This window comes from Flavobacterium sp., from assembly GCF_965657075.1.
Taxonomy (GTDB): Bacteria; Bacteroidota; Bacteroidia; order Flavobacteriales; family Flavobacteriaceae; genus Flavobacterium.
The window spans coordinates 1-15,481 of the sequence record NZ_CBFHMV010000033.1; the positions used below are offsets into that span (position 1 = coordinate 1).

A 15,481-nucleotide genomic window follows, 5' to 3' on the forward strand; every position below is an offset into this window, starting at 1 on the left:
TGCAAAAACGTTTTTGCAAGTGTTTAATTAATTAATTTTGTTTAATAATCTGTATCGATTATTTAGGACTAGTCAAACTTACTTTGTGCGTTTATAACTATATTTGCTAAAAAGAAAATTATTTTCATGATTTTGATTGTTTTTAATATGCTTATTTCAAAGCGGTATTTTCATTAACACAAAGCATGAATAAAAAAAATTGACGAGCTACTTATGAAAAAACAGTTATTTTTTCTCTTATTTACAATGGTGTCTTTTTCACAAACCAATGAACTATGGAAAGGTTATTTTTCGTACAATGAAATTAAAGACATTAGTTTTGGAGAAAATATCGTTGTTGCCGCAACAGAAAATTCCCTTTTTTCTAAAAATGCAATAACTAACGAGCTTCAAATTAGAAATTCTATTGATGGTTTTAGACCTTCAGATATTTCGGCGATTTATTATAGTGCAGATTATAATTTAACTTTGGTAGGAAATACCAACGGATTAATTATTGTTGTTAAAGACGATGGAACAATCATCAACAAAATTGATGTTATTAATGAAGTACCTGTGCCACCAAATAATAAAAAAATCAATCATTTTTTAGAACATGAAGACAAAGTTTATATAGCCACAGATTACGGAATTTCGGTACTAAAATTAGGTAATTTGGAGTTTGAAGACACTTTTTATATTGGCAATAGTGGCGAACCTATAGTTATAAACCAAACGACGGTTTACAATGGTGATATATACGCTGTTACTCAATCTTTTGGTATTAAACGAGCTGCGGTTACTAATCCAAACTTAATAGATTTTAATCAATGGCAAAATTTTGATTTAGGTTCATGGACAGCCATTACAAATTTTAATAATCAATTAGTTGCACTTAATGCTAATAACACCGTTCAAAAACATAACGGAACTTCATTTCAAACGGTATTTTCGTTGAATCAACCTTCATTAAAATTTATTTCTAACGAAGATCATTTAATCATTACAAGTAATAATAATGTTTACGTTTTAGATATTTTGTTTTCGGTAATCAACCAAGTTACTCAAATTCCCGATCAAACTAATGTTTTTACTTGTGCCATTACTCAAAATAACAATTTATATATTGGTACTAAAAGTAAAGGTTTGTTTCAAACTTCCTTGAACAATTCTTCTGATTTTATTTCCCTTTCTCCCAATGGCCCTCATAGAAACCTTCTTTTTAGAGTTAAAAAAACGTCTAATTATTTATGGGCTGTTTATGGAGGTTATGATCGAACCTACAGTCCTAATTTATTGGAAGAAGGTATAAGTAAATACTCAAGCGAAACCGGTTGGGAAACGATTCCTTTTAGTGAATTATTAGGCGTAACCACAATTTCTAATATTTCGGTAAATCCTAACGATGAAAATGAAATTTATTTCGCCTCACATCATGACGGAATGTTAAAACTAAAAGATGACGAATTTACTCTTTATGACGAGTCTAATACAGGTCCAAATGGCTTACAAAATCAAGAATTAGTTGATCCCAATTATATTTCGGTTCGTATTAATGGACCAGCTTTTGATAAAGAAGGAAATGTTTGGGTTACTAACTCGTTTATAAAAAAATCGCTAAAAGTTTTAAGAACAAATAACCAATGGCAATCGTATGATATGTCTGCTTTTTTAGAACAAACTGAAGCAGAACGATATGCTCCATTAGTAATCGATAAAAACAATACCAAATGGCTTCCTTGTCATTGGGAAAATGGATTAGTAGCATTTAATGAAAGTTTGAATAATAAAATAATTTTAATAAATGAAGAAGATCAAGGAAATCTTCCAAGTAAAGATGTTAGATGTCTTGCAATAGATAAAAGAAATCAGTTATGGATTGGAACTTTTTATGGACTAAGAATTATATCTTCAGTTGATAAATTTTTAAACGATACCGAAATCACTACAACAGCAATTATTATTGAAGAAGATGGTTTAGCTCAAGAATTGTTTTTCCAACAATCTATCTTAGATATTGCAGTTGATGGAGCAAATAATAAATGGGTTTCCATTGCAAATGCTGGTGTGTTTTTGGTTTCTCCAAACGGTCAATCTACTTTATATCGTTTTACCAAAGAAAATTCGCCATTGCCAAGTAATAATGTAATTGATATTGAAATTGATGATGTTAGTGGTGAAGTTTATTTTGCTACAGACAAAGGAATGATTTCTTTTTTAGGTTCCAATACAAAAGGAAAAGACGATTTGTCTAATGTGATTGTTTTTCCTAATCCAGTGCGACCAAATTATAACGGAACAGTTAAAATTACTGGTCTTTTAGATAGAGCAAACATTAAGATTACCGATGTTGAAGGAAACTTGGTTCATGAAACTACTTCAGCTGGTGGAACCATTGAATGGGATACAACAGCATTTGGAAAATATAAAGTAGCATCAGGAGTTTATTTAATTTTTATTTCTTCAGAAGATGCCTTAGAAACTAAAGTCAAAAAAGTAATGATTGTTAGGTAAATCCCAATAGAAAAATCTAAATTCCAATGTTGGTCAAAACCAAAGCAATTGTTATTTCAACACTAAAGTTTCAAGAGAAAAGTCTAATTGTCAAATGTTTTACGCAATCGGACGGATTAAAGTCTTATTTTGTAAGAAATGCCTTCTCAACTCAAAAAAACAATCAAAAAATCGCGTATTTTCAACCTTTGAATATTTTAGAAATTGAGGCCAATCACAAAAATAAAGGTGCTTTAGAACATTTCAAAGAAATTAAATTGGCATTTCCTTACCAAAGTATTAATACCAATATTTTTAAAAGTACCATTGTAATTTTTCTTTCAGAAGTTTTGCATCATTCGATAAAGGAAGAAGAAAAAAATGAAAATCTATTTGAGTTTCTAGAAACAGCATTTCAATGGTTAGATACACATGATGAGGTTTCTAATTTTCATTTGATTTTATTGTTAGAAATGACAAAATATTTAGGTTTTTATCCTGATATTTCTGAAAGAGAATGGCCTTATTTTGAAACAATTGATGGTGTTTTTTCTCTTTTTCAAGGAACCAGTTGTTTGTCTCAACATGAAACAAATTTACTAAACCGATTAATCGACTTAAAATTTGATGATGTACAATTGAATTTTGCAGCTGTAGAAAGGCAATTATTACTCAAAATTCTTCTTAATTATTACGCAATTCATCTTGACGGATTCAAAAAACCAAAATCATTAGACGTTTTAAAAGAAGTTTTTTCTTAAAACAAGTAACTTTTGCCTTTTGGCTTTTGCCTTTTTACTATAAATGACTACTTTCGCAAATTGATTTAAGAAAACAACAAAATGAGCACAAAATTTACTGAATATAAAGGACTTGACTTACCAACGGTAGCATCAGAAACCCTTAATTTTTGGAAAGAAAATAAGATATTTGAACAATCAGTCACTTCGCGTGAAGGAGCTACTCCATACGTGTTTTTTGAAGGACCACCTTCTGCAAATGGTTTGCCAGGAATTCACCACGTGATGGCTCGTGCTATTAAAGATATTTTTTGTCGCTATAAAACTCAAAAAGGATTTCAAGTAAAACGTAAAGCCGGTTGGGATACACACGGTTTACCAGTTGAATTGGGAACTGAAAAAGAACTAGGAATCACCAAAGAAGATATTGGAAAAACAATTTCTGTATCAGAATATAACGAAGCGTGTAAAAAAACCGTTATGCGTTACACTGATGTTTGGAATGACCTTACTGAAAAAATGGGTTATTGGGTAGATATGGAAGATCCATATGTGACCTACAAATCTAAGTACATGGAAACCGTTTGGTGGTTGTTGAAGCAAATTTATAATAAAGATTTGTTATACAAAGGCTACACCATTCAACCTTATTCTCCAAAAGCAGGAACAGGTTTATCTTCTCATGAAGTAAATCAACCAGGTTCTTATCGTGATGTTACAGACACAACAGTCGTAGCTCAATTTAAAGCTATAAATGAATCACTACCAGAATTTTTAACTGGATTTGGAGACATCCATATTTTAGCTTGGACGACAACTCCTTGGACTTTACCTTCAAACACCGCTTTAACAGTTGGGCCAAAAATTGATTATGTTTTGGTAGAAACATTCAATCAATATACATTTAGGCCAACAAAAGTAATTTTAGCTAAAAATTTAGTTGGAAAACAGTTCACTAAAAATTTCTTTGAATCTTCTGAAGCTCATGATTTTGAAAATTTTAAAGAAGGAGATAAAAAAATTCCTTTTCAAGTTTTAAAAGATTTTAAAGGAAGTGATTTAGTTGGAATTCGTTACGAACAACTGATGAAATTGGCTTTACCAAACGACAATCCAGAAAATGCTTTTAGAGTAATTTCTGGTGATTTCGTTACAACAGAAGATGGAACAGGAATCGTTCACACAGCACCAACTTTTGGAGCAGATGATGCTAAAGTCGCCAAAGAAGCTTCTCCAGAAATTCCTCCAATGTTAGTAAAAGATGCTAATGATAATTTAGTGCCTTTAGTGGATTTACAAGGAAAATTTATCCAAGGTTTAGGTGATTATTCTGGTAAATACGTTAAAAACGAATATTACAACGATGGTGAAGCTCCTGAGCGTTCAGCTGATGTGGAAATTGCTATCCAATTAAAAGAAGAAAACAAGGCTTTTAAGGTGGAGAAATATGTACACAGTTATCCACATTGTTGGAGAACAGACAAGCCAATTTTATATTATCCATTAGATTCTTGGTTCATAAAAATTACAGAAGTAAAGGATAGAATGTTCGATTTAAACGAAACTATAAACTGGAAGCCAAAATCTACTGGAGAAGGTCGTTTTGGAAATTGGTTAAAAAATGCCAATGATTGGAACTTATCTCGTTCTCGTTATTGGGGAATTCCATTGCCAATTTGGAGAAATGAAGAAGGAACGGAAGAAATTTTAATAGGTTCTGTAGAAGAATTATACAACGAAATAGAAAAATCAATTATTGCTGGTTTCATGACTGAAAATCCATACAAAGGATTTCAAATCGGAAATATGGACGAATCCAATTATGATTTAGTTGATTTACATAAAAATGTAGTTGATGAAATTATATTAGTTTCTGCTTCAGGTAAACCAATGAAACGCGAAAGTGATTTAATTGACGTTTGGTTCGATTCTGGTTCGATGCCTTATGCTCAATGGCATTATCCATTTGAAAACAAAGAGAAAATTGATGGAAATCAAGATTTTCCAGCTGACTTTATCGCAGAAGGTGTTGATCAAACACGTGGTTGGTTTTATACTTTGCATGCAATCGGAACTTTAGTTTTTGATAAAATTGCCTATAAAAATGTAGTTTCAAACGGATTGGTTTTAGATAAAGAAGGTCAAAAAATGTCTAAACGTTTAGGAAATGCTGTTGATCCATTCACTACTTTGGCAGAATATGGTCCAGATGCTACACGTTGGTACATGATTGCTAATGCAAATCCATGGGATAACTTAAAATTTGATATAGAAGGTGTTGCAGAAGTTCGTCGTAAGTTCTTTGGTACATTATACAATACGTATTCATTTTTTAGTTTATATGCTAATATTGATAATTTCACTTATGATGAAGCTGAAATTCCATTAGAAGAAAGACCAGAAATTGACCGTTGGATATTATCGGAATTAAATTCTTTGATGAAAGATGTAGATACTTTCTATGCTGATTACGAACCAACAAAAGCGGCAAGAGCTATTTCTGATTTTGTTCAAGAAAACCTTAGTAACTGGTACGTTCGTTTATGTAGAAGAAGATTTTGGAAAGGTGAATATGGAACCGATAAAATTGCAGCTTATCAAACCTTGTATACTTGTTTGTTGAATGTGGCTAAACTTTCGGCTCCAATAGCTCCATTCTTTATGGACAAGCTTTACAGAGATTTAACACAGACTACACATTCAGAAAATTTTGACAGTGTACATTTGGCAAAATTTCCAGAATTTGTTGAAAAATATGTTGATAAATCGCTGGAAAGCAAAATGATGAAAGCTCAGACGGTTTCTTCTTTAGTCTTATCATTACGAAAAAAGGAGATGATTAAAGTACGCCAACCGTTGCAAAAGGTAATGATTCCAATACTTGACGCATCGCAGAAAGCTGAAATTGAAGCTGTGTCTGACTTAATTAAAGCTGAGGTTAATGTGAAAGAAATCCTACTTTTAGATGATGCTTCAGGAGTTTTGGTTAAGCAAATTAAACCGAATTTTAAAGCATTAGGACCAAGATTTGGAAAAGATATGGGTCTGATTTCTAAAGAGATACAGTCATTTTCTAAAGAGCAAATAAACGAGTTAGATAGTAAAGGAAGCCTGATGATTGAAATTGCAGGAAAAAGCATAAATTTATCATTAGAAGATGTTGAAATTTCTTCTCAAGATATTCCGGGTTGGTTGGTTGCAAATGCTAATGGTATCACAGTGGCTTTGGATATAACAATAACCGATGAGTTGAGAAAAGAGGGAATTGCAAGAGAGCTAGTGAATAGAATTCAAAACATCAGAAAAGACAGTGGTTTAGAAGTAACAGATAAGATTAAAGTAGAGTTACAAAAAAACAGTATTTTAGAAGAAGCTATTTTGAGTAACGAAGCCTATATCAAATCTGAAACATTAACGGAAAGTTTAGTTTTTGTAGACCAAGTGATTAATGGCACAGAAATTGAGTTTGATGACATTAAAACAACAATAGTAATCTCAAAATAATACCAATATGATGACAGAAGAAAAAATGAGATTTTCAGACGCAGATTTAGCTGAGTTTAAAGAATTAATCTTAAAAAAAATTGAAAAAGCACAAGCCGATTTAGATTTGATAAAAAGCGCTTATATGAATGATTTAAATAATGGAACTGATGATACATCACCAACATTTAAAGCTTTCGAAGAAGGAAGTGAAATTATGAGTAAAGAAGCTAATTCTGCATTAGCAATTCGTCAAGAAAAATTTATTCGTGATTTAAAAAACGCTCTTTTTCGTGTAGAAAACAAAACGTATGGTGTTTGCAAAGTAACAGGAAAATTAATCAACAAAGACAGATTAAGACTAGTTCCACATGCAACTATGAGCATCGAAGCTAAAAACATGCAACGTTAGTTTTAAAAATTTAGACTTATAAAATTCCAACTTCCAATTTAATTCTTAAAAAATTGGGATTTGGAATTTTATTTTTTGAAAAATACTTACTTTTGCATCTCAAAATAAATAAAATGACCTTAAAAAAAGCCTATTTCTTTATATTTATTACACTTTTAATCGACCAAATTTCAAAAGTATATGTAAAAACACATTTCTTTATTGGTGAATCTATTAATGTTTTAGGATTAAAATGGTTTCAAATTCGTTTCATTGAAAATGAAGGAATGGCTTGGGGAATAGAAATTCCTGGTGATTACGGAAAATTAATTTTGACTTTATTCAGAATTTGTGCCGTTGGTGCTATTGCTTGGTGGTTACAGGATTCTATTAAAAAAGGCAGTTCAAAATTTTTAATTGTTGCCATTATTTTAATTTTTGCAGGAGCTTTAGGAAATATAATTGATTCTGTTTTTTATGGTGTTTTGTTTAATGACAGTTACCATCAAGTGGCTACTATTTTTTCAGATGAACCCTATGGTACTTGGTTTCATGGTGAAGTTGTAGATATGTTTTACTTTCCTATTTATGAATTTAAAAATCTACCCACTTGGTTTCCCTTTGCAGATAGTGAAGGCAATTTCCAATTTTTTAATGCCATTTTTAATGTAGCTGATTTTGCTATTTCTGTTGGAGTAGGAATACTACTTGTTTTCAATAAAAAAGCTTTTGGAGAAGAGCATCTTTTGGCGAAATAAAAAATGTATTATCTAAAGTTTTAGCTTTGCTTTCAGTTCAGTGATAAGTTCCTCTTTTTCTTTTAACCGAGTTTCATATTGTTCTATGAGTTTTTCTGAAAGTTGGTTTATTATAAAAGCATTATTTGAATTACCTCCTTTTTGTTGGCTATTTATTATAACATTGTCACATTTTAATAATTCTTGGGGTGTAACTTCATAAACATTACAAATAGCCTCTAAATGATTAGCCCACGAATGACTTTCGCCACTTTCTATACGAGCATAAGCAGATTGCGACAAATGCAATTTATCTGCCACCAACTCTTGAGACCAACCTTTTTGTTTGCGTAAATTTTTTAATTTTGTCCCAACTGTTGTATTCATATTTTTAGTATTTTTGTTTTACAAGTATACTAAACATTTGTTTTTATGCGTTATTAGACTTGAAATATCTGTTTTTTGCATAAGACTTTCATTAGTTACTAATTAATTTTGGTTTATTATTAACCATAAATTTTTTAAAAATGAAAAAATTATTTTTAACTCTTTCGCTTATACTAGTTGTAAGTTTTGTAAATGCAAATGAAAAAGATCATTTAGAAATTAAAGAAATTACAAAAACAGAATTAAATATGTTTTTGGAATTAAACCTAAAGGTCGAAAAAATTAAAATTATTAATAAAGATTTTACATGCAAAATATACTATGGGGTATATAGAAAAGACGGATCATTAATGGGTGAATTTGTGCTTGAGGCACCAGATGATCATGAAATGTGTGGTGGTTTTGTAGGTATTCAATTAAGTTTTTAAATTTTACCCCTTGTGCAAGTAAGGGGTTTTTAATAAAAAAAGATGAAATATAATCTAATTGTTTTATTATTGTTTTTCACACTATCTAACTTTTCACAAAATGAAGCAGTTATAGGACAGATTGAATACGTAACAATTCTTAAACTTGGAATCCCTGTTAGTTCGACTTCAAAATTGTATTTTTCCGATTCAAAATCGCTATTTATACAAGGAGAATATAATGCAGATAAAAGCAAATCAGACTTAGAAATTATTAAAATGGAAACCGATAGTTTACAAGATAAAATTTATTTTAATCTACAAAAAAAAGAGTTAGTATGTAAGACCTTACTTGATAATGATTTGTATGTTGTTAAAGAAAATCTCAAAGATGATTGGGAGTTATTAGATGAGGAGAAAGAAATTTTAGGTTATAATTGTTTTAAAGCAACAGGAAATTTTAGGGGAAGAATTTACACAGTTTGGTACACAACAGATATACCTGTAGGAATAGGGCCCTGGAAGTTAAATAATTTACCAGGAGTTGTTTTAGAGGCATACGACATAACTGGTTCTGTTCAATTTAAAGCGACCAATATTACTTTAAGTTTTAATAACAAAGAGAATCCAGAATTATTTAATTATGAAGATATTAACAGCAAAACAGTTGAATTAAAAGAATTTGTATCTTTAAAGAAAGCCTATGAAGAGGAACTAATAAAAAAAATTGCATCAAAATTTCCAAAAGAAATGAAAGTTTCAAGTTTTACAAAAGCAGGTAAAGAATCTAACTTGGAAATAAGCTACGAATGGGAAGATTAAATACAATAGTTTTAGTCTTTTTCATTACTTTCTTTACTTTTTCTCAAGAAAAATTTGTTTCTGTAGATTTCAAATTAGAGTATGGAATAGTTAAGAACGAAGAAACACTAATTGCCAATAATAAAAACGCCAAATATGTTAACAATCGCAAACTCTTAAATAAAACGGAAGATAGTATATTTGAAAATGAAGAGAATAGAACTTTTGAAATTACACAAAAAAACATTATACTTGATAAAATTGAGACCTATAAGTTAATAGCTTCAGATATTGTTTATCAAATTCAACATAAAGATAATGATGAAAAAGTATATTTAATTGATAGTTTACCCCAATTTAAATGGAATATCATTGCAGATGATAAGATAAATATTTTAGGATTTCAATGTACAAAAGCCACTTGTAATTTTAGGGGTACAGATATTGTAGCTTATTTTACAGAAGAGATTCCAATCTCTTTTGGACCTTGGAAGTTTAGTAATTTACCAGGATTAATTTTAGAAGTCTATACAGAAAAAACCTTGCTTAATTACAAATGGAGTGCTACAAAAATAACTTATCCCTATAATACAAAAGAAACTTTAGATTTTAAAATTGAAAATCTTAATACTCTTATTACAATGAAGGAATATGTTGTTCAAAAGGATAATGAAATTAAAGAAAAAAATAAATTATTAGATTCAAGAAATCCTAATGGTACTAAAGCAAGTTCCTCAAAAACAATTAGACTCGGTGTCGAAAAAATATACGAATGGGAAAAAGAATAATTACTTTTATTTTCTAGTTTTTCTGTTCTCTAGTCTTCTTTATTCTCAAACTACCATTAAAGGAACTATTAAAGATAAAAATAACGAAACCATTTCATTTGCAAATGTTATTTTAAAACCACAAAACAGCACCGCTATTATTGCTTATTGTTATGCTAATGAAAACGGTCAATATACTCTAAAAACAGACAAAACTGGAGATTTTTTGCTTTTTATTTCAAGTCTTTCCCACAAAACATTTCTCAAAAACATTACCATTACCTCTGAAAGCAAAGAATTAGTTGAAGACGCAATTTTAGAATACGAGGCAAAAGAAATTAACGAAATAATTGTTTCTGCAGATAGACCCATTACCATTAAAAAAGACACCATTACTTTTGATGCCAAATCTTTTGCTCAAGGCAATGAGCAAACTGTTGAAGATTTACTAAAAAAAATACCAGGTTTAACGGTTTCTGATGATGGTACTATAAAAGTAGGCAATCAAGAAATAGAAAAAGTAATGATTGATGGTGATGATTTATTTGAAAAAGGCTATAAAATTCTTGCCAAAAACATGCCTGCAAATCCTATTGATAAAGTTGAATTGTATCAAAAATATTCTAACAATAAACATTTAAAAGGAATAGAAGAAAGTGAAAAAGTAGCTTTAAATCTTACTTTAAAAGACGATTTTAAAAGACAATGGTTTGGAAACATGCAATTAGGTTATGGTATTGTTTCAGAAAACAGATATGAAGTAAAAAGTAATCTAATGAATTTTGGCAAAAAAAATAAATACTATTTTTTAACCAATCTCAATAATATTGGTTTAGATGCTGTTGGAGACATCAATCATCTTATTCGTCCTTTTAGATATAATGAACCAGCTAGTATTGGAGACAATCAAAGTGCTTTTTCTTTGCTTAGTCTTGGTGGCTCTTCTCCTAACTTTAAAGAAAATAGAGTTAATTTTAATAATGCAGAAATGCTTTCATTAAACTCTATTTTTACAATTAGTTCTAAAATTAAATTAAAAGCATTAGGATTTTTAAGTTCTGATGAAATTAATTTTTACAGAAATAGTTTCAATAGTTTTTCAGTTGGAGCCACAAATTTCGAAAACAAAGAAAATTATTTAGGTAAAAACGCTAAAAAATCTGGTTTTGGAAAGTTAGATTTTACCTATGATATTTCAAAAACAAAAACATTTGAAATTACTAGTAAGTATAACAATTCTGACGAAAATAATAAAAGCACTATTTTGTTTAATGATGATTTATTAGCTGAAAGACTTCATAGTAATAACCAATTAATAGATCAAAAAGCAGTTTACACGAATAAGTTTAAAGAGAAAAAAGTTTTTATTCTTTCTGCCAGGTATATTAATGAAAAAACACCACAAAATTATGCAGTAAATCAATTTATTTATCAAGATTTGTTTTCAGATAATGCAAATAATTTGATTCAAAACAGTCAAAATAAAATGCAATTTGCAGGATTTGAAGCACATATATTAGACCGAAAAAAGAACGGTAATCTGTTGGAATTAAAAGCAGGTAATCAATACAGAAATGATGCTTTAACTACAAGTTTTCAGTTGAAAAATAATGAAACAATAGTAAACGAACCTTCAAATTATCAAAATCTAACACAATATCAAACTAATGATTTATATGTAAATGGTAAATATATTTTCAAATATAAAAAAATTAGCTACAATTCTGAGTTAGAAGTTCATCAATTATATAATGGTTTGCATAATTCTAATTCAAAAACAAGTCAAACACCCTTTTTTATTAATCCAAAAATGGGTCTTGAATGGGAAATAAACAAGAAAAACAAAATAAACACAGCCTATTCTTATAATACTTCAAATGCAACTATTTTAGAAGTTTATAATAATTATATTCAGACTGGTTTTCGTTCCTTTACTAAAGGAACAGGAGAATTCAATCAATTAGAAGCTTCTAATTTGATGCTGAATTATACATTAGGCAATTGGGGGGATAAGTTTTTTGCTAATACTTTTGTTATGTACGTTAAAAACCATGATTTTTTTAGCACCAATTCTATTTTAGATCAAAATTACTCACAAACGGATAAAATCATTATTAAAGATCGTGAATTTTTCTCATTTTCTTCAAACATCGATAAGTATTTTAGGGCTATTTCATCAAACTTAAAATTCACTTTTGGAGGTTCAAAATCGAATTATAAAAATATAGTTAACAATTCAGATTTTAGAGAAATAAAAGGCAATTCTGTAAATTATGGATTGGAATTACGTTCTGGTTTTAGAGGAATTTTTAACTATCATTTAGGGTCAAAATGGAATTATAATGAAATAATAACTACGATATCAAATTCGTTTACAAATAACATGAGTTTTTTAGATTTGTCATTTATAATGAATGATAAAATAAATTTTCAAATGCAAACCGAACGCTATTATTTTGGAAATCTAGAAAAGCAAAACAACACCTATTATTTTTTAGATTTGGAAGCTAGGTATGTAGTTAAAGAAAATAAACTAACTTTTACTTTATCTGGAAACAATTTGTTTGATAATAAGACTTTTAAGAATTATTCGATTAGCGATATAAATGTTTCAAAAACAGAATATCGTTTGCAGCCAAGATACGTTTTGTTAAAAATGGAATTTAGATTTTAAAAGAAAACACTTTTTTTGTATTCACACAAAAATCCAATTTAACATCCTTTTCAAACGTGTCTTCTATAATTTCTTCTGGTTCAAAAAAGGACAAACCTATCTTCACAACATTTGGCTTGCATTCTGAAAGAAACTTGTCATAAAAACCTTTGCCATAGCCAACTCTATTTCCTTGCTTGTCGTAAGCTAAAAGTGGTACAAAAACCACATCAATCATTTCGGCTGGAACAGTCAAACCATTTATTGGTTCTGGAATATTGTATTCGTTTTTCTTGATTTTTGTATTATCAGTCAATAAAAAATGAGTCATGGAAGTTGTTTCAAAATCTGATTTCGAAATCACAATTTCTTTATCTTTGGAGTGTAAAATATTTAGAATGAATTCTGTATTAACTTCCTTATGTTCTTCAATCGGCAGGAAAATATGAAAATAGGTGTTTTGCCAAATGTCCAAACTTAATAGCTGATTGGCGACTAATAAACTCTTTTCTTCCACTTCTTTTGGTGAGAGTTTTTGTCTTTCATCTTTCATCTTTTTTCTCAAATCTCTTTTATTCATGCTCTAATTTTGTTGAAATATGAAAAACGGCATCACCTTGATAAACAATTGGTGCATCATTTACATTAATGATATAACCATCATTAGGAGCTTTTAATCTGTGTTCTACTTTTCCATAAGGATCAGAAATCATAGCTAAAACATCCCCTTTTTTTACAAAACTTCCTATTTTTATTAATCCATGAAACATTCCTGAAAAATTAGCTCTTATCCAATTTGATTTTTCAATAAAAATAGTCTTTTCACTAAAAGAAGTTAGTTCTTTTTTTGGATTTAGCATATCAAGATGCTTTAAAAAACGCATCGTTCCTTCAATACCTTCTTGGGTAACCATTTCATTTAAATCTAGCGATTTTCCTCCTTCAAACAACAGCATTTTGACACCTAACTTGGTGCTTGTATTTCTAAAAGAACCTGAAATATTTTTAGAAAACAAGGTAAATGGAGCATTAAAAAGAGCAGCTAATTCTTTTAATTCAGGATTATTAGGTACAATTCTAATTTGTGGAGCATTAAAACGACTTGCACCACCAGCATGAAAATCAATAGCATAATCAACTTTCGGAATAATTTCGGTGACTAAAAAATGAGCAAATCGACTAGCTAACGAACCGTTTTTACTTCCAGGAAAAACCCTGTTCAAATCGCGTTTATCTGGAAATTCTCGAGTTTGGTTGATGAATCCAAAAATATTTATAATAGGAATACAAATGATGGTTCCTTTTTTAGGTTTGTTGATTTTTTTGCGAATAATTTGTCGCACAATTTCGGTTCCATTTATTTCATCACCATGCAAACAAGCACTTAACAAAACAGTTGGTCCATCAATTTTTGAGCGTTCAATAATTACTGGAATTTTGAGCTTTGTCATAGAATGCAATTTGGCAATTTCAACATCAATCGACTTGCTTTGACCGGGCAAAATAGTTTCTCCTAATAATTCAATAATTTTAGTATGCTTCATAAAATGATAATATGTGTTAAAAGTAAGAAATTCCTATTTAAAAATAGTAGCACAATAAAAATCTGTGTAAATTTGTCTTATAAACAATTTTAATGTCTACTTCAAATCTCGAACTTCAAATTCAAACGTTACCCGATAATCCTGGAGTCTATCAATATTACGATAAAGACGACAAGATTTTATACGTTGGAAAAGCCAAAAACTTAAAAAAAAGAGTTTCGAGTTATTTTAATAAGAGTCTCGATAATTATAAAACCAGTGTTTTAGTCAAAAAAATTGTTTCCATAAAACATATTGTTGTTGCCACAGAATCAGATGCTTTATTACTTGAAAATAATCTGATTAAAAAACTACAACCTAGATACAATATTCTCTTAAAAGACGATAAAACTTATCCTTGGATTTGCATTAAAAACGAACCTTTTTCAAGAATTTTTCCAACCAGAAGAATAACTAAAGACGGTTCAGAATATTATGGACCGTATACCAATTTTAAGATTGTAAATACAATTTTAGAAATGATTAAAGAATTATATCCTTTACGAACTTGTAATTATGATTTGTCTCAAGGGAACATAAGATCAGGAAAATATAAAGTTTGTTTGGAATATCATATTGGCAATTGCAAAGGGCCTTGTGAAGGGTTGGAATCTCAAGAAAATTATCAAAAGCAAGTGGAAGCCATTCGTCAAATTTTGAAAGGAAATTTTAAAGACAGTTTAAAAGAATTCAAAATTCAAATGAAAGAATTGGCTGAAGATATGCAATTTGAAGCAGCTCAAAAAGTCAAAGAAAAGATTGAAGTTTTAGAAAATTATCAAGCAAAATCTACAGTATTAAATCCTAAATTATCTAATATTGATGTCTTTTCAATTGTTTCTGATGAAGCCATGGCTTATGTCAATTTCTTGCAAATTTCCCATGGGGCAATCGTTCGTTCACATACAATGGAAATCAAGAAAAAGCTGGAAGAATCCGATGAAGAATTGTTAGAATTGGCAGTTGTTGAAATCAGAGAACGTTTCAAATTGAATTCCAAAGAAATAATACTTCCCTTTCCATTGTCATTAGGCGAAAATTTTAAGATTACAGTTCCACA

The 15,481-nt window shown here is 29.5% G+C and carries 13 protein-coding genes; 10 read left to right on the forward strand and 3 right to left on the reverse strand.

Annotated elements, in window-relative coordinates; genetic code table 11:
• The first annotated feature begins 213 nt into the window (after nt 1–213).
• The 5 genes from porZ to ACTF56_RS12165 all read left to right on the forward strand — a co-directional run bounded on the left by porZ (nt 214) and on the right by ACTF56_RS12165 (nt 7,844).
• On the forward strand, nt 214–2,493 hold the full coding sequence (gene porZ, locus ACTF56_RS12145) for a type IX secretion system anionic LPS delivery protein PorZ (protein WP_438967177.1): 2,280 nt from the start codon (nt 214–216) through the stop codon (nt 2,491–2,493).
• A gap of 26 nt (nt 2,494–2,519) precedes the next feature.
• Entirely contained in the window at nt 2,520–3,233 is a 714-nt protein-coding gene (recO, locus tag ACTF56_RS12150; protein WP_438967178.1) for a DNA repair protein RecO, read from the forward strand.
• Between the two features lie 81 nt (nt 3,234–3,314).
• Entirely contained in the window at nt 3,315–6,716 is a 3,402-nt protein-coding gene (gene ileS, locus ACTF56_RS12155; RefSeq protein ID WP_438967179.1) for an isoleucine--tRNA ligase, read from the forward strand.
• A gap of 10 nt (nt 6,717–6,726) precedes the next feature.
• Nucleotides 6,727–7,107, forward strand: a complete 381-nt coding sequence (locus ACTF56_RS12160; RefSeq protein ID WP_438967189.1) for a TraR/DksA family transcriptional regulator — start codon at nt 6,727–6,729, stop codon at nt 7,105–7,107.
• 113 nt (nt 7,108–7,220) lie between these two features.
• Nucleotides 7,221–7,844 (forward strand): lipoprotein signal peptidase, encoded by a 624-nt coding sequence (locus ACTF56_RS12165; protein WP_438967180.1) that lies wholly within the window; start codon nt 7,221–7,223, stop codon nt 7,842–7,844.
• Between the two features lie 12 nt (nt 7,845–7,856).
• Here ACTF56_RS12165 and ACTF56_RS12170 read toward each other — a convergent pair whose 3' ends face one another.
• On the reverse strand, nt 7,857–8,210 hold the full coding sequence (locus ACTF56_RS12170) for a helix-turn-helix domain-containing protein (protein ID WP_438967181.1): 354 nt from the start codon (nt 8,208–8,210) through the stop codon (nt 7,857–7,859).
• Between the two features lie 140 nt (nt 8,211–8,350).
• Here ACTF56_RS12170 and ACTF56_RS12175 point away from each other — a divergent pair, with 140 nt between their 5' ends.
• Genes ACTF56_RS12175 through ACTF56_RS12190 form a run of 4 tightly spaced genes read left to right on the forward strand, consistent with a single transcriptional unit; the run spans nt 8,351 to nt 12,859 of the window.
• A complete protein-coding gene (locus ACTF56_RS12175) occupies nt 8,351–8,638 on the forward strand; it encodes a hypothetical protein (protein ID WP_438967182.1) in 288 nt (95 codons plus the stop codon).
• 42 nt (nt 8,639–8,680) lie between these two features.
• Nucleotides 8,681–9,439 carry a GLPGLI family protein gene (locus ACTF56_RS12180; RefSeq protein WP_438967183.1) on the forward strand — a complete coding sequence of 253 codons (759 nt, stop codon included), beginning with the start codon at nt 8,681–8,683 and terminating at the stop codon, nt 9,437–9,439.
• The gene (locus ACTF56_RS12185; RefSeq protein ID WP_438967184.1) at nt 9,427–10,206 is read left to right on the forward strand and encodes a GLPGLI family protein; all 780 of its coding nucleotides are present in this window, start codon (nt 9,427–9,429) and stop codon (nt 10,204–10,206) included. Before ACTF56_RS12180 ends, ACTF56_RS12185 begins: the two co-directional genes overlap by 13 nt.
• A complete protein-coding gene (locus tag ACTF56_RS12190; protein WP_438967185.1) occupies nt 10,133–12,859 on the forward strand; it encodes a carboxypeptidase-like regulatory domain-containing protein in 2,727 nt (908 codons plus the stop codon). The genes ACTF56_RS12185 and ACTF56_RS12190 overlap by 74 nt, the downstream gene beginning before the upstream one ends.
• Here ACTF56_RS12190 and ACTF56_RS12195 read toward each other — a convergent pair.
• Both ACTF56_RS12195 and ACTF56_RS12200 read right to left on the reverse strand, forming a co-directional pair.
• Complete coding sequence (locus tag ACTF56_RS12195) at nt 12,849–13,418, reverse strand: 5-formyltetrahydrofolate cyclo-ligase (RefSeq protein ID WP_438967186.1); 570 nt, start codon at nt 13,416–13,418, stop codon at nt 12,849–12,851. The two genes, ACTF56_RS12190 and ACTF56_RS12195, sit on opposite strands and share 11 nt — an antisense overlap.
• Nucleotides 13,411–14,382: a succinylglutamate desuccinylase/aspartoacylase family protein gene (locus ACTF56_RS12200; RefSeq protein WP_438967187.1), complete on the reverse strand. Its 972-nt coding sequence runs from the start codon at nt 14,380–14,382 to the stop codon at nt 13,411–13,413. The genes ACTF56_RS12195 and ACTF56_RS12200 overlap by 8 nt, the downstream gene beginning before the upstream one ends.
• 92 nt (nt 14,383–14,474) lie before the next feature.
• Here ACTF56_RS12200 and uvrC point away from each other — a divergent pair.
• On the forward strand, nt 14,475–15,481 hold a 1,007-nt coding region (gene uvrC, locus ACTF56_RS12205), incomplete at its 3' end, for an excinuclease ABC subunit UvrC (protein ID WP_438967188.1).